This is a genomic window from Kitasatospora sp. NPDC003701 (assembly GCF_053587085.1).
On the sequence record NZ_JBSFNM010000033.1, the window covers coordinates 1 to 24,031 of the forward strand.

General features: G+C 74.5%; 23 protein-coding genes. 12 read left to right on the top strand and 11 right to left on the bottom strand.

Going from position 1 to position 24,031, the window contains the following annotated elements; genetic code table 11:
* The 5 genes from ACWDRR_RS26725 to ACWDRR_RS26745 all read left to right on the top strand — a co-directional run.
* Nucleotides 1–570, top strand: a 570-nt coding sequence (locus ACWDRR_RS26725; RefSeq protein WP_449774777.1) for a phosphopantetheine-binding protein, incomplete at its 5' end; no start/stop codon positions are given.
* 41 nt (nucleotides 571–611) lie between these two features.
* Nucleotides 612–839, top strand: a complete 228-nt coding sequence (locus ACWDRR_RS26730; RefSeq protein ID WP_449774778.1) for an MbtH family protein — start codon at nucleotides 612–614, stop codon at nucleotides 837–839.
* Between the two features lie 106 nt (nucleotides 840–945).
* Nucleotides 946–2,796, top strand: coding sequence for an ABC transporter ATP-binding protein (locus ACWDRR_RS26735; RefSeq protein ID WP_449774779.1), 1,851 nt, complete (start codon nucleotides 946–948; stop codon nucleotides 2,794–2,796).
* The gene (locus ACWDRR_RS26740) at nucleotides 2,789–4,522 is read left to right on the top strand and encodes an ABC transporter ATP-binding protein (protein WP_449774780.1); all 1,734 of its coding nucleotides are present in this window, start codon (nucleotides 2,789–2,791) and stop codon (nucleotides 4,520–4,522) included. Before ACWDRR_RS26735 ends, ACWDRR_RS26740 begins: the two co-directional genes overlap by 8 nt.
* Before the next feature lie 121 nt (nucleotides 4,523–4,643).
* A complete protein-coding gene (locus tag ACWDRR_RS26745; RefSeq protein ID WP_449774781.1) occupies nucleotides 4,644–5,471 on the top strand; it encodes a siderophore-interacting protein in 828 nt (275 codons plus the stop codon).
* A gap of 13 nt (nucleotides 5,472–5,484) precedes the next feature.
* Here the strand turns inward: ACWDRR_RS26745 and ACWDRR_RS26750 are convergent, their stop codons facing one another.
* Complete coding sequence (locus tag ACWDRR_RS26750) at nucleotides 5,485–6,741, bottom strand: RNA-guided endonuclease InsQ/TnpB family protein (protein ID WP_449774782.1); 1,257 nt, start codon at nucleotides 6,739–6,741, stop codon at nucleotides 5,485–5,487.
* Nucleotides 6,742–6,890: 149 nt separating this feature from the next.
* Between ACWDRR_RS26750 and ACWDRR_RS26755 the strand changes: the two genes are divergently transcribed.
* Nucleotides 6,891–8,018 (top strand): FecCD family ABC transporter permease, encoded by a 1,128-nt coding sequence (locus ACWDRR_RS26755; RefSeq protein WP_449774783.1) that lies wholly within the window; start codon nucleotides 6,891–6,893, stop codon nucleotides 8,016–8,018.
* Between the two features lie 309 nt (nucleotides 8,019–8,327).
* Nucleotides 8,328–9,440 carry a FecCD family ABC transporter permease gene (locus ACWDRR_RS26760; RefSeq protein WP_449774784.1) on the top strand — a complete coding sequence of 371 codons (1,113 nt, stop codon included), beginning with the start codon at nucleotides 8,328–8,330 and terminating at the stop codon, nucleotides 9,438–9,440.
* Nucleotides 9,441–9,515: 75 nt separating this feature from the next.
* Here the strand turns inward: ACWDRR_RS26760 and ACWDRR_RS26765 are convergent, their stop codons facing one another.
* The 6 genes from ACWDRR_RS26765 to dhbA are packed head-to-tail and all read right to left on the bottom strand — an operon-like array spanning nucleotide 9,516 to nucleotide 15,143.
* On the bottom strand, nucleotides 9,516–10,004 hold the full coding sequence (locus tag ACWDRR_RS26765; protein ID WP_449774785.1) for a GNAT family N-acetyltransferase: 489 nt from the start codon (nucleotides 10,002–10,004) through the stop codon (nucleotides 9,516–9,518).
* Entirely contained in the window at nucleotides 10,001–10,819 is an 819-nt protein-coding gene (locus tag ACWDRR_RS26770) for an ABC transporter ATP-binding protein (RefSeq protein ID WP_449774786.1), read from the bottom strand. The genes ACWDRR_RS26765 and ACWDRR_RS26770 overlap by 4 nt, the downstream gene beginning before the upstream one ends.
* Nucleotides 10,816–11,448 (bottom strand): isochorismatase family protein, encoded by a 633-nt coding sequence (locus tag ACWDRR_RS26775; RefSeq protein ID WP_449774787.1) that lies wholly within the window; start codon nucleotides 11,446–11,448, stop codon nucleotides 10,816–10,818. Before ACWDRR_RS26775 ends, ACWDRR_RS26770 begins: the two co-directional genes overlap by 4 nt.
* Nucleotides 11,449–11,481: 33 nt before the next feature.
* Nucleotides 11,482–13,074 carry a (2,3-dihydroxybenzoyl)adenylate synthase gene (locus ACWDRR_RS26780; RefSeq protein ID WP_449774788.1) on the bottom strand — a complete coding sequence of 531 codons (1,593 nt, stop codon included), beginning with the start codon at nucleotides 13,072–13,074 and terminating at the stop codon, nucleotides 11,482–11,484.
* A complete protein-coding gene (locus ACWDRR_RS26785; RefSeq protein ID WP_449774789.1) occupies nucleotides 13,071–14,255 on the bottom strand; it encodes an isochorismate synthase in 1,185 nt (394 codons plus the stop codon). The genes ACWDRR_RS26780 and ACWDRR_RS26785 overlap by 4 nt, the downstream gene beginning before the upstream one ends.
* Nucleotides 14,256–14,312: 57 nt before the next feature.
* Nucleotides 14,313–15,143, bottom strand: coding sequence for a 2,3-dihydro-2,3-dihydroxybenzoate dehydrogenase (gene dhbA / locus ACWDRR_RS26790; protein WP_449774790.1), 831 nt, complete (start codon nucleotides 15,141–15,143; stop codon nucleotides 14,313–14,315).
* A 359-nt stretch (nucleotides 15,144–15,502) separates the two neighbouring features.
* Here dhbA and ACWDRR_RS26795 point away from each other — a divergent pair, with 359 nt between their 5' ends.
* Nucleotides 15,503–15,994 (top strand): hypothetical protein, encoded by a 492-nt coding sequence (locus ACWDRR_RS26795; protein WP_449774791.1) that lies wholly within the window; start codon nucleotides 15,503–15,505, stop codon nucleotides 15,992–15,994.
* 45 nt (nucleotides 15,995–16,039) lie between these two features.
* Nucleotides 16,040–16,531 carry a MarR family winged helix-turn-helix transcriptional regulator gene (locus ACWDRR_RS26800; protein WP_449774792.1) on the top strand — a complete coding sequence of 164 codons (492 nt, stop codon included), beginning with the start codon at nucleotides 16,040–16,042 and terminating at the stop codon, nucleotides 16,529–16,531.
* Nucleotides 16,532–16,570: 39 nt separating this feature from the next.
* On the opposite strand, the gene ACWDRR_RS26805 is transcribed toward ACWDRR_RS26800, so the two are convergent.
* Entirely contained in the window at nucleotides 16,571–18,301 is a 1,731-nt protein-coding gene (locus ACWDRR_RS26805) for an amidohydrolase (protein ID WP_449774793.1), read from the bottom strand.
* Nucleotides 18,302–18,495: 194 nt separating this feature from the next.
* Here ACWDRR_RS26805 and ACWDRR_RS26810 point away from each other — a divergent pair, with 194 nt between their 5' ends.
* Both ACWDRR_RS26810 and ACWDRR_RS26815 read left to right on the top strand, forming a co-directional pair.
* Nucleotides 18,496–19,530, top strand: coding sequence for a right-handed parallel beta-helix repeat-containing protein (locus ACWDRR_RS26810; RefSeq protein ID WP_449774794.1), 1,035 nt, complete (start codon nucleotides 18,496–18,498; stop codon nucleotides 19,528–19,530).
* 61 nt (nucleotides 19,531–19,591) lie between these two features.
* Nucleotides 19,592–20,293 carry a ribonuclease H family protein gene (locus ACWDRR_RS26815; RefSeq protein ID WP_449774795.1) on the top strand — a complete coding sequence of 234 codons (702 nt, stop codon included), beginning with the start codon at nucleotides 19,592–19,594 and terminating at the stop codon, nucleotides 20,291–20,293.
* A gap of 124 nt (nucleotides 20,294–20,417) precedes the next feature.
* Here ACWDRR_RS26815 and ACWDRR_RS26820 read toward each other — a convergent pair whose 3' ends face one another.
* A complete protein-coding gene (locus ACWDRR_RS26820) occupies nucleotides 20,418–20,966 on the bottom strand; it encodes a hypothetical protein (protein WP_449774796.1) in 549 nt (182 codons plus the stop codon).
* Nucleotides 20,967–21,005: 39 nt separating this feature from the next.
* Nucleotides 21,006–21,629, bottom strand: coding sequence for a DedA family protein (locus ACWDRR_RS26825; protein WP_449774866.1), 624 nt, complete (start codon nucleotides 21,627–21,629; stop codon nucleotides 21,006–21,008).
* Nucleotides 21,630–21,943: 314 nt separating this feature from the next.
* Here ACWDRR_RS26825 and ACWDRR_RS26830 point away from each other — a divergent pair, with 314 nt between their 5' ends.
* Nucleotides 21,944–23,335, top strand: a complete 1,392-nt coding sequence (locus ACWDRR_RS26830; RefSeq protein WP_449774797.1) for a histidine-type phosphatase — start codon at nucleotides 21,944–21,946, stop codon at nucleotides 23,333–23,335.
* A 265-nt stretch (nucleotides 23,336–23,600) separates the two neighbouring features.
* Here the strand turns inward: ACWDRR_RS26830 and ACWDRR_RS26835 are convergent, their stop codons facing one another.
* Nucleotides 23,601–23,831 carry a hypothetical protein gene (locus tag ACWDRR_RS26835; RefSeq protein ID WP_449774798.1) on the bottom strand — a complete coding sequence of 77 codons (231 nt, stop codon included), beginning with the start codon at nucleotides 23,829–23,831 and terminating at the stop codon, nucleotides 23,601–23,603.
* Nucleotides 23,832–24,031 lie beyond the last annotated feature (200 nt).

Consider the following 24,031-nt stretch of genomic DNA (forward strand, 5'->3'; position numbering starts at 1 on the left):
ATCGAGGACGCCGTCGCGCTCGACGCCTCGGTGGCGCAGGCCGCCGTGGTGGTCCGTGAGGACACCCCCGGCGTCAAGCGCCTCGTCGCCTACCTGGTGCCGAGTGAGGGTACCCTTATCGAGGTCGCCGCGGTCCGGCGTATGCTGGCCGCCCGGCTGCCCGAGTACATGGTGCCGTCGGCGTTCGTGCTGCTCACGGAGCTGCCGCTGACCGTCAACGGCAAGCTCGACCGCAAGGCCCTCCCCGCGCCCAGCGCCACCGACTTCACCACGTCGGGACCGCTGCGCGGGCCGAGGTACCCGAGCGAGAAGGCGGTGCACACGGCGTTCACCGAGGTGTTGGGCCTGCCCGCACTCGGGATCGACGAGAACTTCTTCGACCTCGGTGGCCACTCGCTGCTCGCGATGTCGCTGCTCCAGCGGATCCGGGCGGAGTTCTCCGGCGAGTTCGGCCTGGCCGACCTGCTGGCCCGGCCGACCGTGGCGGCGCTCGCCGAGTTCCTCGTCGACCGCCTCGTCCGGACCTCGCTCGGCGAGGAGCCCGCGAGCACGCCGGCCTGTTCCGGCTGACCACCCGTCCACCGACCACTACCCCCCCCCAAGGAGACGACATGAGCGCCACCAACCCGTTCGAGGACGACGACGCCCGTTACTTCGTGCTCGTCAACGCGGAGAACCAGCACTCCCTCTGGCCCGCCTTCGCCGAGATCCCGGCCGGCTGGACGGTCGTGCACGGCGAGGACACCCGCGAGGCCTGCACCGCCTACGTGGACGCCAACTGGACGGACATGCGCCCGGCCGGCCTGGTCGCCCGCACGGCCGCCGCCGGAATCGCGTAGGCCCGAACCGGACCTGACCCACCACCGGGGGGACGGCCCGACCGGGCCGTCCCCCCGCCCCGTATCCGAATCAGTGACCAGACGGGCGAGCGATCGAGTGAGCGATGTGAGCAACCGACAGACGGAACCCGCCGCGGGGCCCCAGGACGGCCTGACGGCCGAGGAACTCGCGGACGAGGACCTGGCGCCCGGGGCGCTCTCCCCGGAGCGCCGCCGTCGGGCGCGCGCCCTGCTGCGGAGCTCCCTGCGGCCCCACCGGGCCACCGTGGCCGCGGCGATGGTGGCGGCGGCGATCCGCCAGATCGCCCTGCTGGCCGTGCCCTGGTGCGTCCAGCACGCCCTGGACGACGGGCTCAAGCCCGGCGACGACCGGGCCCTGCTGCTCTGGTCCGGCGCCACCGCCGGCGCCGCCCTCGTCCAGTTCGCCGGCCTCTACGGCTGGCAGTACTGGGCCGGGTACGCCGACGCCAAGGTCGGCGCCGACCTGCGCGGCCGCCTGCTGCGCCACCTCTCCGGACTGGACCGCGCCGCGCTCGCCTCCCGCGGGCACGGGGACCTCGCCATGCGCGCCACCCGCGACACCGACCTGGTCCGCGAATGGGTGCACGGCCTGGCGATCTGGGTGGTGCTCGCCACCACCTTCGTGGTCGTGCTGCCCGCCCTGGCCGTCCTCGACCTCAGCCTGCTGCTGGTCACCCTGGCCACCCTGCCGTTCCTGATCTGGGTCAACCTGTACTTCCCCAAGCGCTTCGCCGCCGCCAGCGGGGAGCTCTCCCGGGCGCACGGCGAACGCGCCGACGCCGTCGCCGACCTCCTCCAGGTCGGCACCGGACTGCGCGGCACCGGCGGCCACCGCCCGCTGGTCGAGCGCCACCACACGGCCAGCGCCGACGTCACCGACCGCACCGTCGTCGCCGCCCGGGTCGAGGCCGGCTGGGCCGCCGTGGCGCCCTTCGTCCCGCGCCTGGCGGTCGCCGCCGGCGTCGGCATCGGCGGCCTGGCCGTCCTCGACGACCGGCTCACCCTCGGTGGGCTGGTCGCCTTCACCTCCTGGATGGCGATCGTCACCCTGGCCACCCGGGTCCTGGTGGACCGTCTGCTGGAGCGCGGCCAGGCCGACGTCGCCGCCGCCCGGATCGACGAAGCGCTCTGCATCCGGCCGGTCGTCGCCGACCCCGCCCCCGCGGACGCCGTCGAACTGCCGGACAACGGCACCCTGGTGCTCTCCGGCGTCAGCGCCGTCCGCGACGGGCGCACCGTGCTCGGCCCGGTCGACCTGGAGGTCAAGGACGGCGAGTTCGTGGCGCTGGAGGGCGCCACCGGCTCCGGGAAGAGCACCCTGCTACGCCTGGCGGTCCGCCTCGACGACCCGGACTCCGGCGCCGTCTCCTACGGCGGCGTCGACCTGCGCCGGGCCCGGCTGGACGAGGTCCGCGCGCGGATCGCGTACGTCTCCCAGCGCCCGCTGCTGCTCTCCGGCACCGTCGCCGACAACCTGCGGCTGGGCCGCGAGCTGGACGACGCGGCGCTGCACGAGGCCTGCCGGGTCGCCGCCATCCACGACCAGCTCAGCGCGATGCCCGACGGCTACCTGACCGAACTCGGCGAGGGCGGCACCGCCCTGTCCGGCGGCCAGGTCCAGCGCCTCGCCATCGCCCGCGCCCTGCTCGGCGACCCCCGGGTGCTGCTGCTGGACGACTCCACCTCCGCCCTGGACACCACCACGGAACGGCTCGTCCTGGAACGGCTGCGCACCTGGGCGGCCGGCCGCACGGTCGTCTTCGCCTCGCACCGCTCCGCCGTCCTCGACGCCGCCGACCGCTCGGTGCGGCTGCCGGGCCAGGGCGGCGGGGACCTCGCCGACCCCACCGATCTGTCCGACTCCACCGACCCCGCCCCGACCGAAAGGCCCGAGAGCGCCATGACCGCAACCAGCGCGGAGGCGACCCATGGCTGAGCAGCCCCTGCTCCAGGAGGAGGCGGACCAGCGGGGCGTGCTGCGCCGGGCGGCCCCGTACCTGCGCCCGCACCGCGCCCGGCTGATCGTCGCCCTGCTGGTCGGCCTCGCCGACTCCGCCGCACTGGTGGCCGTCGCCCCGCTGATCGGCCTCGCCGCCGACGCGCTGGACGACGGCGACCGCCGGGGCCTCGGCCTGGCCGTGCTGGTCCTGGCCGTGCTCGCGGTCGGCCAGCTGGTGCTGGCCAGGGTCGGCGAACTGCTGCTGATCAAGGGCGGCGAGCAGGTCGTCCGGACGCTGCGCGAGCAGGCCGTGGAGAACCTCGCCGTCGCACCGCTGCGCTTCCTGGAGACCCACCGCAGCGGCGAACTGCTGCGGCGCTCCACCGGCGAGGTCGCCGCACTGGCCGCCTTCGTCCGGCTCCACCTGCGCAACCTGGTGGCCTCGGTGGCGACCCTGGTCTTCACCCTGGTGCTGCTGGCCGGGTACTCCTGGCTGCTGCTCCTCGTCCAGCTGGCCGTCTTCGTCCCGCTGACCCTGCTGGTCACCCGCTGGTTCCAGCGCGACGCGGGCGCCGCCTTCGGGGCCAAGGCCCAGGCGGAGGCCACCGTGGCGGCCACCTTCTCCGAGACGCTGACCGCCCGTGAGGCGCTGCAGACCTCGCGCGGGATGGCGGGCTGGACCCGCCGCTTCGACGGCGAGAACGTCCGGGCGGTGCACGCCGCCCGCCGGGCGCTGCGGGTGGAGAACCGCATCGACCTGGTGAGCCTGATCGAGGGCCTGGCCCTGGTGGTGCTGCTGGTGGTCGGCGGCTGGCTGGTCACCGAGGACACCCTGACCATCGGCGCCGTGGTGGTCTTCGTGGTCGCCAGCCGCAACCTCTTCGACTCCTTCGCCGACCTCTCCCAGCTGGTCGGCGAGGTGCAGACCGCCAGGACCGGCCTGGCCCGGCTGCTGGACCTGCTGGCGGCGACCGCCCCGGTGGAGCGCGCCAAGCCCGCGGCGGGCGACCTGCCCGCCCGCGGCGACCTGCGCTGCGAGGACGTCGAGTACGCCTACCGGGCGGACGGCCGCACCCTGCACGGGATCAGCCTGGACTTCCCGGCGGGCAGCCGCACCGGCGTGGTCGGTGAGACCGGCTCGGGGAAGACCACGCTGTCCAAGCTGCTCTGCGGCCTCTACCACCCGGACGGCGGCAGCGTGAGCTTCGCCGGCACCGACCTCGCGGCCGTGCCCGAGGCGGAGCTGCGCCGGCGGATCGTCCTGGTGCCGCAGGAGGTGCGGATGGTCACCGGCACGGTCGCGGAGAACCTGGCACTCGTCCAGGGCGCCCCCGACCGGGCGGCCATCGAGCGGACGGTCGACCAGCTCGGCCTGGGCGCCTGGATCTCCGAGCTCCCGGGCGGTCTGGACGCCGAGGTCGGCCTGCGCGGCGGCAACCTGTCGGCGGGCGAGCGGCAGATCCTCGGGCTGGTCCGCGCGGTGCTGGCGGACCCGGCGGTGCTGGTGCTGGACGAGGCCACGGCCGACATCGACCCGGCGACCGCGGCCCGGCTGGAGCACGCGCTGGACGAGCTGCGCTCCGACTGCACGCTGATCGTGATCGCGCACCGCCCGGCCACCATCGCCCGGCTGCCCCGGGTGGTCCGGCTGGACGGCGGGCGCCTGGTGGGTGACGAAGCGGCAGGTGGGGGTCTCGTCGAGGCCGCACGGCTGGCCCAGTGATGCCAGGTTAGGCTAACCTAATCGAAAGTAGGTACCGGTACCGCTCGCCCGTCCCCGGACGTGGCGGGCGGTACCGGTGCGTACCGGCCTGCGCACACCTCCCACCGGATTGGGCTGACCGATGACGACAGAGACCGCCCCGCCGCGCATGCGGATCGTCCGCCACCCGCTCAAATACCGCCTGCTCGAAGTCAAGCGGGTCACCCGGGTCACCCCGGGCACGGTGCGGGTCACCTTCGGCGGGCCCGACCTCGAAGGCTTCTGTGAGCAGGCCCCCACCGACCACGTGAAGCTCTGCTTCGCCGAGGACGGCGCCACCCTGCCCGTCGAGCCGGTCGTCGAGAACGACACCTGGATGGACGCCCCGGTCGAGCCGATCACCCGCGACTACACGATCCGTCACTACCGGCGGGACGCGCAGGAGCTCGACATCGACATGGTGCTGCACGGCACCGGCATCGGCTCCGGCTGGGCCGAGGCCGCCGAGCCCGGCATGCGCCTGGGCGTCCTGGGCCCGCGCGGCTCGGAGGAGATCCCCTTCGTCCACGACTGGTACCTGCTGGCCGCCGAGGAGACCGCGATCCCGGCCCTGGGCCGCTGGCTGGAGATGCTGCCGGCCGGCGTCAAGGTGATCGCCTTCGCCGAGGTCCCCGGGCCCGAGCACGAGCAGGTCTTCGAGACCGCCACCGACCTCACCCTCACCTGGCTGCACCGGGGCGCCGCCGAGCCCGGCGGCACCGACCTGCTGGAGCGGGCGATCCGCGCCGCCGAGCTGCCCGGCGGCATGGGCTTCGCCTGGGTCGCCGGCGAGGCCAACGCCCTCAAGCCGATCCGCCGCCACCTGCGGGCCGAGCGCGGCCTGGACCGCCACCAGGTCGACGTGGACGGCTACTGGAAGCGCGGCGTCGCCAACCACGACCACCACGAGGGCGAGCACGAGCAGGCTTGACATCCTCCCCGTGCTAATGCACGGGGATTCCGGCCGCGCCCGCGGCACGGGGCTTGCGCCCGGTGCGGCTGGCGTTCCGGTGGGTTCCTGTTTCAACGGGCCGTGCCCGGCGTGGGATTGCCACGCCGGGTCCTACCGGCCCTCCGCAGGCGTTTGGCCTGTCCGCCCGTCCGGCGGCCAGGATGTTTCTAGCAGCATTGAGGTCACGGTCATGGCAAGTGCCGCACGCGCCGCACGTCCACGTGCGGATGCCGAGCGGCTTGGGTCCGTCGGGGACCCCGCAGGCCGAGCACACCTGGCTGGTGGGTTCGTACCGGCCGATGATGCCGACGTGTCTACCGTAACGGGCGGCCTTCTCGGTGAGGAGTCGTCGGAAGGTGGACCATCCGGCGTCGTGGACGGACTTGGCCAGGCGGGTCCGGGCCAGGCCGCGCACGTTCAGGTCTTCCAGGTAGATCGCTTGGTTTTCGCGGATCAGCCTGGTCGTCTGCTTGTGCAGCCAGTCCATGCGGGTGTCGGCCACCTTGGCGTGCGCCCTGGCGACCTTGCGCCGGGCCTTCGCCCGGTTCTTCGACCCCTTCGCCTTACGGGACAGCGCCCGCTGCGCCGCCCTCAACCGTTTCTCCGCCTTCCGCAGGAAACGCGGGTTGTCGATCACCGTGCCATCGGACATCACGGCGTAGGTGGTCAGCCCGAGGTCGATCCCCACCTCGGTGTCCAGGGTGGCCAGGTGCTGCGGTTCGATGTCCACGACGAACGAGGCGAAGTACCGTCCGGACGGGTCCAGCACGATCGTCACCGACGACGGGTCGGCGGGCAGCGCCCGCGACCACTTCACTCGCACATCGCCGATCCTGGCGAGGTTCAGTTTGCCGTTGCTCCGCAGGCGGAAGCCGTTGCGGGAGAACCGCAGCGACTGACGGTTGTCCTTTCGCGACTTGAACACCGGAAGGCCCACCCGGTGACCGGACCGCTTACCCGACACGCTGTCGAAGAAGTTCCGGTAGGCCGTGTCCAGGTCTCGGATGGACGACTGCAAGGCGTCGACCGACACGGACCTGAGCCACGACCTGGCCTCGGTCTTCTTCGCGTCGGTGATCACCGCCTTGGCCAGCGCCCCGGTCGGGATCCTCGACCGGTCCGCCTTCCACGCCGCCTTACGCAGGGCAAGCGCATCGTTGTACACCACTCGCGCGCACCCGAACGTACGGGCCAGCGCCTGCTGCTGACTTGCCGTCGGATAGATGCGATAGGAGTACCTGAGATGCACGAGATCAACCTACGGGCAGGCACTGACAACGGCCTGCGACTACCCGCACGGCGGTCCGCCCTGACGGCGGGACGCCGCCCCCCGACCTGCCTCGCATGTGGTCCGTTTCCTGCCCCGGCCAGGGCCGGGGGTATCCACGGAGGTCCTCGATGAGGACCGCCACCCCGTCCAGCGTCGCTGATCCCGCGGAGGCCGGAGCTGGAGCCGAGGCCGCCGCTCCCGCCGGAGCCGGAGCCGGAGCCGAGGCTGGGGTCGGGACCGGCCTGCCGGGGCGGATCGGCACCGGCCGACGGCTGGCCTGGCTGCTCGGCTCGCTGGCGCTGCTGGCCGTGCTCGCCCTCGCCGGCATCGCGATCGGCGCCCGCTACATCCCGCCCGGCCAGGTCCTGCACGTGCTGTTCACCCACGACCCGAAGTCCGAGGACTGGATCGTGGTGCACCACGCGCGGATCCCGCGCACCCTGCTCGGCATCGCGGTGGGCGCCGCCCTCGGTGTCGCCGGCGCGATGATGCAGGCGCTCACCCGCAACCCGCTGGCCGACCCCGGGCTGCTGGGCGTCAACGGCGGCGCCGCCGCGGCCGTCGCGGCCGGGACGGCGCTGTTCGACCTGCGGAGCTTCCACTCCTACATCTGGTTCGCGCTGGCCGGCGCGGCGGTCGCCGCCCTGGTGGTGCAGATCCTCGGTGGCGGCGGCCGGGCCTCGGCGACACCCGCGCGCCTCGCCCTGGCCGGAACCGCCGTCACCGCCGTGCTGACCGCCTTCGTCAACGGCCTGATCCTGCTCGATCCGCTGACCCTCAATCGGTTCCGGTTCTGGCAGGTCGGCACGCTCGCGGGCGTCGACTCCGCGGTGCTCGGCCAGGTCCTGCCGTTCCTGGCGGTCGGCGGTGTGCTCGCCCTGCTGCTCGGCCGGCCGCTGAACGCGCTGGCCCTCGGCGACGACGCCGGGCACGCGCTGGGCGCCCACCCGGCCCGCACCCGGGCGTTCAGCCTGGTCGCCGTCACCCTGCTGTGCGGCGCGGCCACCGCGGCGGTCGGCCCGATCGCCTTCGTCGGCCTGGCCGTTCCGCACCTCGCCCGCCACGTCTGCGGCCCGGACCAGCGCTGGATCATGCTGCTCTCGGCGGTCCTCGCCCCGGTGCTGCTGCTCGGGGCGGACATCCTCGGCCGCGTGCTCCTGCACCCGGCGGAGCTCCAGGCCGGCGTGGTCACCGCCTTCATCGGCGCGCCGCTCTTCATCGCCCTCGTCCGCGGCCGGAGGATCGCCCAGCTTTGACATCCTCCCCGCGCTGAAGCACGGGGATTCCGGTCGCGCCTGCGGCACGGGGTTTGCGCCCGGTGCGGTCGGCACGGGCCAGCAACTGCCGCTGACCCACCGGCGGACAGATCCGAAACGAGTACCTGAGATGCACAGGACCAACCTACCGACAGGCACTGACAACAACCTGCGGCCACCCGCACCGCGGTCCGCCCTGACGGCGAAACGCCGCTCCCCGACCCGCTCCGCAGGCGATCCGCTTCTCCCCCGCAAGTGGGGGCGCCCCCACCCCCCGGCCACGGCCGGGGGTATCCACGGAGGCCCCCGATGAACAGCCCCCTGACGGTCTCCCGGCCCGTCGCCCCGGTCGAGGCCGTGCCGGACGACACACCTGCGCGGCCGCCCGTCCCGCTGCGCGCCCTGCGCCTGCCCGGTGGGCGCTCGCTGCGCTGGCACCGGCGGGCGACGGTGGTCGGCGGCCTGCTGGTGCTCGCCCTGCTCGGCGTCGGCGCCTGGCTGCTGACGGCCGGTGACTACCCGCTGCCGGTTGCCGACGTGATCGACGTGCTCACCGGCGGCGGCGTCCGGGCGGACCGTTACATCGTGATGGAGGTGCGGCTGCCGCGACTGCTGACCGCCCTGCTGGTGGGCGCCGCGCTCGGCCTGGCCGGCGCGCTCTTCCAGACGCTCGCCCGCAACCCGCTGGGCAGCCCGGACGTCATCGGCTTCACGGTCGGCTCGGCCACCGGCGCGCTGGCGGTCATCCTGCTGATCGGCGGCAGCGCCGCCACCGTCGCCTTCGGCGCCGTGGTGGGCGGGCTGGTCACCGCCGCCCTGGTCTACCTGCTGGCCCGGCGCGGCGGCACCCAGGGCTACCGGCTGGTGCTGGTCGGCATCGGGGTGAGCTCGCTGCTCTCCTCGCTGAACGCCTACCTGATCGCCCGCGCCTCGTTCAGCGACGCGCAGAGCGCGGCGGTCTGGCTGACCGGCAGCCTCAACGCCCGCGGGTGGGAGCACTGCGGGCCGATGGCGCTCGCGCTGGCCGTGCTGCTGCCGGCGGCGGTGCTGCTCGGCCGCCCGCTGCGGATGCTGGAGATGGGCGACGACGCGGCGTCCTCGCTCGGGGTGCGCACCGAGCGGGTGCGGATCTGGCTGGTGCTGATCGGCGTCGCGCTGACGGCGGCCGCCACCGCCGCGGCCGGCCCGATCCCGTTCGTGGCCCTGATCGCCCCGCAGGCCGTGCGCAGGCTGACCCGCGCCACCGGCCCCAACCTGGTGGGCTCCGCGCTGCTGGGCGCGGTGCTGCTGGCCGTCAGCGATCTGGCGGCGCAGCGCCTGCTGGCCCCCACGCAGCTGCCGGTGGGTGTGTTCACGGGTGTGGTGGGCGGGTGCTACCTGGTCTGGCTGATCGCCGGTCAGTGGCGGGCCGCGCGCTCCTGAGGAATCGTCGGCGCAGCGGCAGACCCCGGGTCCGATCACGGACCCGGGGTCTGCCGCTGCGGGCGGGCGGCGGGGTCAGCCTTCGAGCGTCCGGCGGTAGACCCGGGAGCCCCGGGCCGGGTCCAGCTCGCGGGCCCAGGCCTGCGGCGCGAGCCCGGGCGGGATCTCCTCGAAGCCGTAGCGGCGGAAGAGCGCCCCGCTGCCGGTGCTGGCGGTGAAGAGGGTCCGCACCCCGCGGTGGCCGGCCTCGTCCAGCAGGGCGTCCAGGAGCTGCGAGCCGAGGCCCGCGCCCCGCAGGCCCTTGCGGACACAGAAGTTGTGCAGCAGCCCGGGGGCGGGGTGGGCCGGCGGCTCGGGGGCGAGCAGGCGCAGCGCCACGCAGCCGTCCGGGCCGGACGGCCCGTCGACCAGGAGGAACCGGTCCTGCGGCGCGAGGTAGTCGGCGGCTCGCCGGCGGCGCAGCTCGCCCGAGTCCATGGACGGCTCGGAGAGCGCGAGGAGCGCCGCCGCGTCGGCCGCCGTGGCCGGCCGGACCGGGAGGGTTCCGGTGCCGGTGGGGGTCACCGGGCCCTCGACCGGTGTCCGGGTGCCATCGGGACGACCAGCGGGGTGCCGGTCTGCGGGTCCTCGATCACCTGGCACGGCAGGTCGAAGACCTTCTCGACCAGTTCGGCGGTGACGATCTCGCCGGGCGGCCCCTGGGCCACCACCGCGCCGTCCCGCATGGCGATCAGGTGGCTGGCGTAGCGGGCGGCCTGGTTGAGGTCGTGGAGCACGGCGACGAGCGTGCGGTCCTGCTCCTCGTGCAGCCGGGCGCACAGGTCGAGGACCTCGACCTGGTGGGCGATGTCGAGGAAGGTGGTCGGCTCGTCGAGCAGCAGCAGCGGGGTCTGCTGGGCGATGGCCATCGCCAGCCAGACCCGCTGGCGCTGGCCGCCGGAGAGCTCGTCGACGAAGCGGGCGGCGAGAGTGTCGACGTTGGTGGCCGCCATCGACTCCGCGACGATCCGGTCGTCCTCCCCGGACCACTGGCGGAACAGTCCCTGGTGCGGGTACCGGCCGCGGGCGACCAGGTCGGCCACGGTGATGCCGTCGGGCGCGGTGGAGCTCTGCGGGAGCAGGCCCAGCCGGCGGGCGAGTACCTTCGCGGGCAGGGCGCTGATCTGCTCGCCGTCCAGCAGGACCCGTCCGGCGGCCGGCTTGAGCAGCCGGGCGAAGGCCCGCAGCAGGGTCGACTTGCCGCAGGCGTTGGGGCCGACGATGACGGTGAAGGAGCCGTCCGGGACGCCGATCGACAGGTCGGTCGCGATGGCGCGGTCGCCGTAGCGGAGGGTGACGTGGTCGGCGTGGAGCCGCCCGGGCTCCTCGGGCGCGGTCACGAGGTCTCCAGCAGCTGGTCGGTGGTCAGGACGACGGCGCACTTCTCGGCGGCCCAGCGCAGGCCCTCCAGGTGCTTCTCGGCGGAGAAGTCGGCGGTGGCGTCGGCCACCACGAACGCCTGGACGTCGCGGCTCCACGCGTCGGCGGCCGTCATCAGCACGCCGATGTGGGCGTAGACGCCGACCAGCACCAGCTGGTCGCGGCCGGACCGGGCCAGGATGTCGGCCAGTTCGGTCCGGGCGAAGGCGCTGTACTTCCACTTGAGCAGCAGGGTGTCGCCCTCGGCCGGGGCGACGACGTCCGGGACGGCCTGCGCCCACGCGTCGGCGGGCAGCCCCGGGCCCCAGAAGTCCAGTTGGAGGCCGCGCTCCTCGGGGGTCTGGCCACCGCGCTGGTGGGAGTAGACGACGGGCATGCCGTGTCCTCGGGCGTACGCCAGGACCTGGGCGGTCCGGGCGAGGGCCGGGGCCAGCGGCGGCCCCTCGGCGGGGAACGCGGAGAGGAAGTAGTTCTGCAGGTCGTGGACGAGCAGGACGGCCCGGGCGGGGTCGACCCGCCACGGGACCTTGGGCGCGGGGAGCTGGTCGACCCGCGGGGGATCGTAGGGGGCGATGGTGGGCAGTGCCATGGTGTCTGGACGTGCTCTCTGTGGGGCGGCGCGCTAGCGGGCGGTGGTGCGGAGGTCCTTCTTGCTGACCTTGCCGATTCCGGTCTGCGGGAACTCGGTGACGAACTCGACCAGGTCGGGCACCTTGTAGTCGGCCAGGCCGCGGGAGCGCACGAAGGCCTTCAGCTCGACGGCGCGCGGGCGGGGTGCGTCGGGGCGCAGGATGACGTAGGCCCGGCTGCGTTCGCCGAGGTGCTCGTCGGGCACGGCGACCACGGACACGTCGTGGACGGCCGGGTGGGCGAGCAGGACGTTCTCGACCTCCTCGGCGGCGACCTTCTCGCCGCCCCGGTTGATCTGGTCCTTGGCCCGGCCCTCGACCACCAGGTGGCCGGTGGCGGTCCGGCGGACGAGGTCCCCGGTGCGGTAGAAGCCGTCCGCGGTGAAGGCGGTGGCGTTGTGCTCGGGCGCGTTCCAGTAGCCGCGGATGGTGTACGGGCCGCGGGTGAGCAGGTGGCCGGTGGTGCCGTCGGGCAGGTCGCGGTCCTCGTCGTCGACGACCCGCACCTCGTCGTCCGGGGAGATCGGGCGGCCCTGGGTCGTCAGCACGGTCTCCTCGGAGTCCTCCGGGCGCGTGTAGTTGACCAGTCCCTCGGCCATGCCGAAGACCTGCTGGAGGTCGCAGCCGAGCGCGGGACCGAGCCGCCGGGCGGCCTCCTCGCTGAGCTTGGCGCCGCCCACCTGGAGCAGGCGCAGGCTGGCGAGGTCCCGGCCGGCGCCGGGCGCCGCGTTGGCCCAGGCGAGGGCGACCGGCGGGACGACACCGGTCAGGGTGACCCGCTCGCTCTCGATCAGCGCCAGCGCGGTGCCCGGGCTGGGGTCGGGGGCGAGGACCACCCGGCCGCCGGCGTGGAAGACGCCGAGGCTGCCGGGGGAGCTGAGCGGGAAGTTGTGCGCGGCGGGCAGCGCGCAGAGGTACACCGTCTCCGGGGTCAGCTCGCAGATCGCGGCGGACTCGCGGACGCTGTACAGGTAGTCGAAGTGGTAGCGGGGGATCAGCTTGGGCAGGCCGGTGCTTCCGCCGGAGAGCTGGAGGAAGGCCGGGTCGGTGGCGGCCGGCGGGTCCGGGACGGGGGCGGGCTCGTCGGCGCGCAGCTCGTCGAGCGAGGTGAAGGGCCCCGGGTCGCCCGCCACGAAGACCTCGGCGAGGTCGGGGACCGCCGCGGTGACCCGGGCGGCCATCTCCCGGTAGTCGAAGCCGGCGTGCCGGTCGGCGACGATCAGCGCCCGGGCCCCGGCGAACTCGCAGAAGTAGGTGATCTCGGCGTGCCGGTGCGCGGGCAGGGCCATCACCGGGACCACCCCGGCCCGCAGCGCGCCGATGAACACCTCGTAGAACTCGGCCACGTTGGGGAGCTGGAGGACGATCCGCTCGCCCCGGCGGATGCCCCGGGCGAGCAGCCCGGTGGCCATCCGGTCGGCGCGCCGGTCGAGTTCGGCGTAGCTCCAGCGCCGGGCGCCGTCGACCACCGCGATCCGCTCGGGCCGCTCGGCGGCGTGCCGGCGGATCATCGCGTCGAGCCGCTCGTCGGTCCAGTAGCCGGCCGCCCGATAGCGTCGGGCGAACTCCTCGGGCCAGTCGGTCACTTGTCGTCTCCCAGTCCAACAGCGTGGAGAAAGGTGCGGAACTTCGCGGTGGTCTCGGCGAGTTCGTGCTCCGGCACGGAGGCCGCGACCACGCCGGCGCCGGCGAACAGCCGCAGGCGGTCCCCGTCGGCCTCCGCACAGCGCAGGGTGATGACCCATTCGCCGTCGCCGTCGGCGTCCCCCCAGCCGACCACGCCGGTGTAGAACCCGCGGTCGAAGGGTTCCAGCGTACCGATCAGCGCGCGGGCCCGGTCGGTCGGCGTCCCGCAGACCGCCGGCGTGGGGTGCAGGGCGAGGGCGAGGTCGAGGGCGCTGGTGTCGGGGTCGCGCAGGGTGCCGGTGACGACCGTGGACAGGTGCCACATCGCGGCGGTGCGGATCACCGACGGCCTCTCGGGCACCACCAGGTCATGGCAGTGGGGTTCGAGCGCGCGCCGGACGGCGTCCACCACGAAGGCGTGCTCGGCGAGGTCCTTCGGCGACTCCAGCAGGGCGGCGGCGCGGCGCCGGTCCTCGACCGGGTCGTCGCTGCGCGCGGCCGAGCCGGCCAGCGGGTTGGAGGTGACGGCCCTGCCGTGCCGGGAGACCAGCAGTTCGGGGCTGGCCCCGACCAGGGTGGCGCTGCCCTCGCCGGGGACGGCGAAGGTGTAGCCGTGCGGGTCACGGTGGATCAGCCGGCGGAGCATGGCGGGGAGATCGGCGCCGCCGGGGGCGGACAGCTCCAGGGTCCGGGCCAGGACGACCTTGCTGAGCTCCGGGTCCTCGCCGAGGATCCGGACGGCGTCGGCGACGGCGTCGCGGTAGCCCTCGGGGGCGGGGACGGGGCGGCTGGTCCAGGCCGGTCCGGTCTGCGGTTCGGGGGCGAGCCGGAGCAGCGGATCGTCGTGGACCGGCTGGGCCCACCGGGCCTGCGCGGGTATGAAGAGCGCGGCGGGGCGGCCGGGGGCGAAGGGCACGGCGCCGACCACGAGCGGGTCGGGGTGTTCCCCGGTGCGGGCCTCGCGGAGCAGCCGGGTGGCCTCGGCGGGGTCGGTGACGGCCGTTCGGCTGCCGGTGGCGAGCAGCGTGCGTCTCGGGCCGGCGATGAAGGCCCGGTCGGGCCCGGGGCGGTAGGCGGCCAGCAGCGCACCGCCGACGCGGTGGGCCGCGGTCGTGCCGCCGGTCTCGTTCACTGTGGTCATGCTGCTCCGTTCTGAGGGGCGGGGTCGGTGTGCCCGGTGGATCGTCCGACCGGTGGATCAGGCGCGGAGGGTGGCGCCGCCGTCGACGTAGAGGTCCTGCATGGTGATGTGCCGGGCCCGGTCGCCGGCCAGGAACACCACGGCCTCGGCGATGTCCTCGGGGTCGGCGATCCGCCCGAGGGGGATCCCCACCCGGTAGCTGGCCGGGTCGCCGTCGATGACGCGCTGTTCGGCGGAGGGGTCGCGCCAGAGGGAGCGCTGCATCTCGGTGTCGGTGGAGCCGGGGGAGACCAGGTTGCAGCGGACGCCCGAGCGGGCCAGTTCCAGGCCGAGGCAGCGGACGAACATCGCGGTGGCGGCCTTGGAGGCCGCGTAGGCGGCCATCGTGGTGCGCGGCACCCCGGCGGCGTTGGAGCCGACCGTGACGATGCTGCCGCGGCCGCGCTCGGCCATCCGGCGCCCGACGGCCCGACAGGTGTGGAACACCCCGTTGGTGTTGACGGCGAAGGTGGCCGACCAGTCCTCGTCGGTGGTCTCGACGGCGAGGGCCGGGCGCAGGATGCCGGCGACGTTGACCAGGATGTCGATCGGGCCGAGGGTGTGCTCCACGCGCTCGACCTCGGCTTCGACGGCGGCGGCGTCGGTGACGTCCAGGAGGCCGAGGCCGGGGTGGTCGGCCCGCCGGTCGGTGGCCACGACACGGGCCCCGCGCTCGGTCAGGAGGCGGGCGACCGCGGCGCCGATGCCCTGGGCCGCGCCGGTGACGAGTGCGACGCGGCCTTCGAACTCCGCGCCGGCGAGGGCCGCGGGGCGGTCGGGGGCGGTGGCGGACCGGTCTCCCTCGTCGGTGGCGGGCGGAGCGGGGACGTCCGCGGGGGAAGTCGGCATGAGAGATCTCCGGGGGCGGGCAGGTGGGGCGAGTGGGCCGAGCACAACAGTTCGGTAAGGTTAGCCTAACCATGTTTCCCGGGGGCGGCCAGGGTGGGGGTGGCTCGGAGTACGGCCGGCGGCGGGTCCGTGGTGAGGTCCGGGCCGCACCCCCGGAGCGGGCCCGGGGAAGCGCCCCTGACGGGAGCTTCGGTACGAGGTCAACGCGGGGGCGTGGGCCGCCGGCCCGGTTGACCGGTGGGGCTTCACCGCCGGGACCTTCCGGCGCCGCGTCCGGCGGTTCGGGTGCGACGACATTCGCATCAGCCTGTCCGCACGGGTTCTTGACGGTGGTTCGCAGATTAGGTGAGGCTAACCTTATGTCGAATGATCCTTCGCGTCACGGGCTGACCGGGGTCGCCAAGACCCTCCTCACACCGCTCTACGGCCGCGCGCACGCGGACCGGCTGCTCCCGGACGGCGGGTTCCACGACCCGCTGGCCGCCGCCGTCCTCGCCGGGACCGGCTTCCGGCCGGACGAGGTGCTGACCGACCGGTCCAACGCCGTCGGCGCGATCCACCGGGCGATCGTCTTCGACCGCGCCGACTTCTTCCACCCGTGGGTCGCCCGCAGCGGGCTCCACCCGATCGTCCGGGCGACCGGGGCCCGGTTCCGCTCCGGCGCCCGGGGCGCCCGCGGCCTGGCCGGGGCGGCCCCCGGCTGGACCGCGACGGCCGAGCACCCCGTCATGGAGCGGATCGGCACCGCGCAGCGGATCTCCGCCGCCCTGCTGCGGATCGTGCTGCGCGGGCACCGCCCCTACGCCGTCGCCGACCTCCGGGCCGGCGGAGGGCGGCCCCGCCATGCGTGAAGGTTCCCGCCCGGGCCCGTGTCCCGGTGACGATTGGCTGACCCGATGAACCCCACCGCACCGGGGCTGTTGACGCTCAGCAGCTTCCTCATGTCCCGCACCGGCCAGGCCGCCCGGCGGCGGCTCTCGAACCAGGCGGAGCGCCGGGGGCTCCGGCTCTGGCACGTGATGGTGCTCTGCGCGCTGGAGGAGGAGGGCAGCCACTCCAAGGGCGAGCTGGCCGCCCGCCTGGACATCGGCCCCAGTGACGTGATCAAGGTGGTCGACGACCTGCTCGTCGCCGGGTACGTCACGTGCACCCGCTCGTCGGCGGACCGCCGGCGGGTGCACGTCGACCTCACCGCCCGGGGGCGGGAGGCGGCGGCCGGGATCAACTCGGACCTGGCCGCCGCCGACGACGAGGTGCTCGCCCCGCTGTCCGGCGAGGAGCGGCTGCGGCTGTTCGACATGCTGAACCGCCTGAACGGGCACCTGGGGCAGGCCGACGCCGGCGCCGAGCCGGCCGGCGCCCGGCAGAACCGGAGGCGGGGCCGCTGACGGCACCGGCGCCCCGGTCCGCCCCGGCCGGTCGGCCCGTCAGCAGCTGCACCCCCACCGGGGTTCGACGGGGGTGCCGGGAAGTGCCGTGGCGCCGGCCTTCCAGGCGGGCGCCGGGTGGACGGTCTGCCCGGCCTTGATGGTCTCGACGACGGTGATGTCCTTGATCTCCTCGGGCTCGACGGCCAGCGGGCTGGCGCTGAGGATCACCAGGTCGGCGAGCTTGCCGACCTCGATGGTGCCCTTGCGGTCCTCCTCGAAGTACTGGCGGGCGGCGTTGACGGTGATCGAGCGGACGGCGTCCAGGGCGTCCACGCACTGCTCGGGGCCCACGACCACGCCCTCGGTGCGGGTGCGGCGGGTGACCTGGCTGGAGAGGATGGCGATCGAGTTGGGCAGCGCCACCGGGGCGTCGTGGTGGGAGGTGTAGGCGAGCCCCTGGTCCAGCGCCCAGCGGGCCGGCGAGATGGTCGCGGCCCGCTCCTCGCCGAGGACCGTCCGGCGGTACCAGTCGCCCCAGTAGTAGGTGTGCATCGAGAAGAAGGACGGGATGACGCCCAGCCGGGCGAAGTCCTCGACCTGGTCCAGCCGGGCGGTCTGCGCGTGGATCGCCACCGTCCGCCGGTCGGCGGGGCCGGCCAGCTCGGCGGCGCCCTCGACGGCCGTGAGGAACTGGTCGATCGCGGCGTCCCCGTTGACGTGCGCCAGGACCTGCCAGCCCTTCGCGTACGCGGCCTCGACCTGCTTCAGGACGGTGGTGTCGTCCTCGATGGCGGGGTAGCCGCAGTACCCCTCGGGCTGGCCGGGCGGCGGGGTCAGGTACGGGGCGCCGAGCCAGGCCGTGCGGCCCTGCGGCGAGCCGTCCAGGACCAGCTTCACCCCGGCCGCGCGCACCCCGTCGACGTAGTCCGGGCTCGCCCCGATCGGGTCCTCCTCCGGGGCCTGCGCGAGCTGCTCGGCCTTGACGTAGGCGACCACGTCGATCTTGAAAGGCACGGCGGCGGCGGTGTCCCGCAGGGCCTGGAGGTTGACGAGGCTGGTGCCGCCCTCCTGCACCGTCGTGAAGCCGAACCGCGCCGCCGACTCCGCGCCCTTGATGAACAGCGTCAGCAGGGCGGCTTCGGGCAGGCCCGCCATCGCCAGGTCCGAGGCCGGGTTGAACGCCTTCTCCTCCAGCACCCCGTCGGGTTCGCCGTACGAGGGCGGCACCGCCAGCTCCCGGCGGCGGATGACCCCGCCCTCCGGGTCCGGGGTGGTGGCGTCGTACCTGAGCCGCTTCAGCCCCAGGCTGTTCACCGCGCCCAGGTGGAAGGACTGGTGGATCGCCAGCACCGGCCGGGTGGTGGAGACCTCGTCCAGCTCGTCACGGGTGGGGTGCACGCCCTCGGCGAGCATGGCGTCGTCGTAGCCGAACCCGATGATCCAGTCGGAGTCCCGGCCGACCGGGGTCTCGGCCCAGGCCCGCAACGTGTCCTGGAGCGAGGGGATGTCGGTGACATGGCCGTCGGGTGCGGCCAGCAGGTTCGCGATGGTCGCCTGCAGCCCGATCCCGCCGAGATGCCCGTGCGCGTCGACGAACCCGGGCAGCAGCGCCCGCCCCGCCAGGTCGCGCACCCGCGTCCGCGGCCCCTGCCAGCCGTCGACCGCTTCGTCGAGACCGCCGACGAAGACGATGAGCCCGTCCTTGACCGCGACGGCCTCCGGCGCCGGCCCGTCGGCGACGGTCACGATGTCGCCGCCGTGGAAGATGAGGTCGGCCTGGTCGGCCATGCTGCTGCCCCTTGGGTCGAATGCGGGTGGTGGCGGGGCCACTACCCCACGTGACCGTCCGTCAATCGTCGGCCGGGCCGCGTTCGTCCGGTCCGGTCGACGGGCGCGGTTCCATTGACGATCCGCAGTGGTCCAGTCCACATTGAACGCGTACACGTCCCTGGCCCGCTCTCACCCCCACGGAGCGACCCGTTATGACGCACCCTTCCTCCCGCCTGCCCTCCCGCGCCCTGCTGCTCGCCGCCGCACTCGGCGCCGCGGCGCTCACCCTGGCACCGGCCACGGCCGGCGCCGCCCCCACGGCCGGTGCCGGCTCCCCGGCGACCGCGAGCGGCGGTGCCGCCGGCCGCGTGGTCGACGTCGCCACCGCCAAGGAGCTCCAGGCCGCCCTGACCGCCGCCGCTCCCGGGCAGACGATCCGGCTCGCCGACGGCACCTACAAGGGCAACTTCAAGGCCGCCACGCCCGGCACCGCCGCCGCCCGGATCACCCTGACCGGCTCGTCCAAGGCGGTGCTGACCACGCCCACCGGCGGCGGCAACGGGCTGTACCTGAACGGCGCGGCGTACTGGACGGTGCACGGCCTCACCGTGACCGGCGCGCAGAAGGGCATCATGGTGGACGCCGCCGACCACGTCGAGATCGAGGCGGTGACGGTCCATCACGTCACCATGGAGGGCGTGCACTTCCGCAGCTCCAGCAGCTACGGCGTGCTGCGCGACTCCAGCATCCACCACACCGGCACCGCCCACGACGGCAAGGGCGAGGGGGTGTACGTGGGGACGGCCAACACGCTCACCGACCACAGCGACCACGTCCGGATCCTGAACAACGTGATCGGCCCCGACATCGGCGGGGAGAACATCGATCTCAAGGAGGGCACCACCGGGGGCCTGGTCTCCGGCAACACCTTCGACGGCAACGGGCTGACCGGCGTCAACTACGACGACTCCTGGGTCGACGTCAAGGGCAACGACTACGTCGTGGAGAACAACTCGGGCGTGCGGACCAGCAACGACGGCTTCCAGACCCACTCCCAGGCGGCCGGCTGGGGCTGCGGCACGGTCTTCCGCAACAACCGCTCCGACCTGACCGGCGCCACCGGCCCGACCCGGTACGCGATCGACGTCACCGTCTACGCCCCGGGCTCCTGCCCGGTCACCGTCACCGCCGACAACACGGTCACCGGCGGCCGGGGCCTGGTCAACCCGGGCATCCCGGTCGGCTGACGGGCGGGGCCGTCCTGCCCGGTATGTGCGCGGACACGCGGGGCACTGGCATGATCGCCGCATGGCAGAACGCATCATCGGCGCCTGTGACGGCGCCTCCAAGGGCAACCCCGGCCCGGCCGCCTGGGCCTGGGTCATCGCCGACGCCGACGGCCGGCCGGGCCGCTGGGAGGCCGGGCCGCTCGGCCGCGCGACCAACAACGTCGCCGAACTGACCGCGCTGAAGGAGCTGCTGGGCGCGGTCGGGCCCGACGCGCCGCTGGAGGTCCGGATGGACTCCCAGTACGCGATGAAGGCGGTCACCCAGTGGTTGCCCGGCTGGCGCAGGAAGGGCTGGAAGACCGCCGCCGGCACGCCGGTCGCCAACAAGGACCTGATCGTGGCGATCGACGCGCTGCTGGCCGGGCGCGACGTCGAGTTCGTCTACGTCCCCGCCCACCAGGTCGACGGCGACCCGCTGAACGCCGTCGCCGACCGGGCCGCGAGCGACGCGGCGGTGGCCCAGCAGCCCGCGAGCGGCACCTCCTTCGACGCGGACCTGCCCGCGCTGCGCGCCGACGCGGCGCCGGCGACCCGCGTGCGCCGGGCCGGCTCCCCGGCCGCCGGGAAGACCGCCGCCCGGCCGGGGGCCAAGGCCGCCGGCGGCCGCACCAAGGCCAAGTTCCCCGGCTCGTGCCGCTGCGGCCGCTCCTACGCCGTCGGCGACCCGATCGCCAAGAACCCGGACGGCTGGGGACACCCCGACTGCGCCCAGGCGGCCTGAGCGGCGAAGGCCCCACCGCAGCAGCGGTGGGGCCGGCCTCGTTCCCGCGATGCCACGGGAATCCGGTGGAATCCGGGGGAATCCGGCAGGGATCACCCCGCCCCGCCGGTGCGGCCCGCTGCGGTCAGGGCAGCAGCCGGCGGGTCTCGCACCAGCGGAGCAGCCGATCCCGCAGCGGGCCGGGCCGCAGATGGCCGACGAGATCGTCCAGATGGGCCGTCCGGCTCCGGTGCCGCCGCAGCTCGCGGATCTGCGCGGCGGGGAGCCCGCGCCAGTTGTCGGCGAGCGCGCCGGCGTCCGAGGGCGAGAGCGTCAGCGTGGCGAGGGTGTCGGCCGCCAGCGTCTCGGGAGTCCAGCGAGGGTCCCGGTGGTCGGGTCCGAGGTGGTGGACGACCCAGGTGCGGAGCATGAAGTCCTGGGTGGCCCCGCGCGTCGAGTCGTCCGGGTGGTCACCGCGCATCCGCCGGTTCGCCAGCAGCGACAGCCCGGCCCACCGCCGTCGGACCTCCGGCGGCAGGCCGGAGTCGTAGGCGTGCTGCTGCGCGACGACACGCGCCGCTTCCAGCCGGCGGCTGTCGTGAGCGGCCGGGACGAACTCCTGAAGGCGTTCGACCGGCCACGCGCTCAGCCCGTGCTCCGGCTCGTCCCGGTCCGGGTCGGTGATCAGCGGCATGCCGGGATCGTGCCACACCGGGCCCGGCGGCGCGGGTGCTCAGCCGGCGTCCGGCCCCTTGCGGCGGCGCAGCAGCAGCGGCAGGAGCGACAGCACCACGACGCCGCCCACCAGCAGCCACAGGTAGTGCTCGATCCCCGGGACGGCGGCGCCCAGCCAGTACCCCATCAGCACCAGGCTCTGCGACCAGAGCACACCACCGACGATCTGCCAGACGGTGAAGGTGCGGGTGGGCACGTCCAGCATGCCCGCCAGCGGGCTGAGCACCGTCCGGACCAGTGGTACGAAGCGGCCCAGGACGATCGCCTTCCGGTAGCCGTAGCGGCGCAGCAGCGCCTCGCCCCGGGCCGCCGCCGATCTCAGGCGCCCGCTGCGGGTACGGGCCAGCACCGGCCGGCCGCCGTGCCGGCCGAGCAGGAAGCCCACCTGGGCCCCGGCCACCGCCCCGACCGCGGCGCAGACCATCACCTGCCAGAGCGACAGGTGGGGCCCGGTGCGGCTGCCGGCGGCGCAGAGCACCCCGGCGGGCAGCAGCAGGGTGTCGCCGGGGAGGAAGAATCCCACCACCAGCAGCCCCGACTCGGCGAAGACCACCACCAGCACGGCCAGCGCGCCGAAGGCGGCGAGCAAGGAGTCCCCGCTCGTCGGGTCGACGGCCAGCAGCACCCCGGTCACCTGGGCCCGGCCGCGGCCGTCCGGCGGTTCGGGTGCCGTCCTGGGGGAGAACTGGACACGTGGTGAACCGTACTCGCGCGGCCGCCGCACCCGCCACAGCAGCAGGCCCGCAGCCCGGCGGGGAGCCGGCCGTCGGGCACCCCGCCGATCCGCACCCCGCCGATCCGTACCCGCCGCCCGCCCCGGCAGGGCCGAGTTGCCGGCCTGTGCACCGGGCTGACATGCGCAGGATGCCCGGCGGCCACGCGGATCGAGTGGGATCGGCCCGGCTCTCCGACTCCGAGCGACTCCCTGGACTCCTCATGCGACGCACTCTCACCTCCGCCGTGGCACTGGCCGCTTCCGCGCTGCTGTCGGTGGCGGTCGCCGCTCCCGCCCAGGCGCACGGCGGCCCGGTCGCGGGCCCCGCCTCCGCCACCCCGGCGGGCGCCACCACCAAGGCGCCCTACCGGCCGCTGCAGAGCGTCCGGAGCCTGCAGCAGGCGCCGGCCGGCTACTCGGCGGTGTTCACCCAGACCGTCTCCCGGCACGGCGCCCGCGCGCTCAGCGACAGCGAGGACGGCGACCTCCTGCTGAAGCTCTGGCAGCAGGCCGCCGACGAGGGCGCGCTGACCCGCCGGGGCAGGAGCTTCGGCCCCGACGTGCGGGCGCTGCTCGACGCCAATGCGAAGGTGGGCTACGGAGCCCTGACCGGTCAGGGCCGGCGCGCCCTCCAGGACACCGCCGAGCGGATGGAGCAGCGGCTGCCCGGCCTCTTCCACCGGATCGCCGACGGCGCCGGTGACCCGGCGGGCCGGGACCGGATCGACGTGGTCAGCTCGGGCCAGCCGCGGGCGGTCGACTCGGGGACGGAGTTCACCAAGGGCCTGCTGGAGGGGGACCCGGCGCTGGCGAAGGCCGTCGACCCGGCCAGGACCGACACCGACCTGCTCTACTTCCACAAGTCCGCCGTGAACAAGGACTACACCGACTACGTCAAGAAGGACCAGCGGCTGGCCGCCACCCTGGCCGCGGTCCGGGACCAGCCGCGCAGCCACGAGGCGGCCCGGCACGTCCTGGAGCGGACCTTCACCAAGCCGTTCGTCGACCGTCTCGCGGCCGGCGCCTACCCCTTCGCGGGGAACGAGGTGGACGCGGCGCAGGCCGTCTTCAACCTGTACGCCGTCACCGCCGACCTCACGGACGAGGGCGACTGGCACCTGGGCCGCTACATCGGCCCGGACGAGGCCGCCTGGTTCGGCTACCTCGACAACGCCGAGGAGTTCTACACCAAGGGCCCGGGCTTCTCCGGCCAGGACATCACCTACAAGATGGCCGGGGTGCTCCTCGACGACCTGTTCCGCAAGGTCGAGGACCGGCGGGCGGGAACGGGCGGCCTGGCCGCCGAACTGCGCTTCACCCACGCCGAGGAGATCATCCCGCTCGCCGCGCTGATGCAGCTGCCCGGCAGCACGGCGCAGGTGACCGAGGCGTCCCCCTACTCGTACGCGGGCAACGCCTGGCGCGGTGCGACGGTGGCCCCGATGGGCGCCAACATCCAGTGGGACCTGTACCGCAAGGGCAACAAGTACCTGGTCCGGATGCTCTACAACGAGCAGCAGACCGCGTTCCGGCCCGGCTGCGCGCCCGTCTCCAAGGGCAGCTACTTCTACGACCTCGACGAGCTGGAGCGCTGCTTCGGCCGCACGTCGTAGCGATCGGGGCGGGCCGGGGCGGTAGGGCCGCCCCGGCCCGTCCGCACGACCGACCCTGGAGGGACGGCAGGGCGGCGCCCCCGGCCGGGGAGCGGCGTTCGGCCAGCCAGTACAGGTAGATCCGCAGGTCCTGCTCCAGTCCGTCGGCGAGGCAGGCCTCGAACGCGCGGACGGCGGCGGCCGTGCCCTGCCGGTAGGACGCGTCGGTGCTCTCCCAGTCGCCGCGCCCGGCGGCCGGGTGCTCCAGCACGCGGGCCCGGTCCCGTCACCACTCCCGGACGGCCCGCGCCGTCCAGTGCTGGTCGCCGTCGAACCCGTAGCCGCCCCACGGGTCGCCGTCGACCGCCTCGACGACGAGCAGGGTCCCGGCGGGGTTCCGGGGCTGACGCCGGACGAACTCGCCGAACCGCTCGCCGTCGTAGAGCACGTGCCCCGGCGCGGCGATCCGGCCCGTCAGGCAGTTGTCCGTCCCACCGCCGTAGAACGGCCCGGGCACGTTCAGCCGGTGCCGGTCCGACCGGCGCCCCTGGAACGTCTCCCGGTGGTCGAGCGCAGCACGGACGTGGGGTCGAAGCAGCGCGTCACGCGCCCATCCCAGGAGGCCTGTTCGAGGCGGCCCGGCCGCGGGCCGGCGGCCTTCGCACCGGTCGTCCGCCCCGGCGGGACGGGGGGTCAGGCTCCTGTGCTGTACTACGC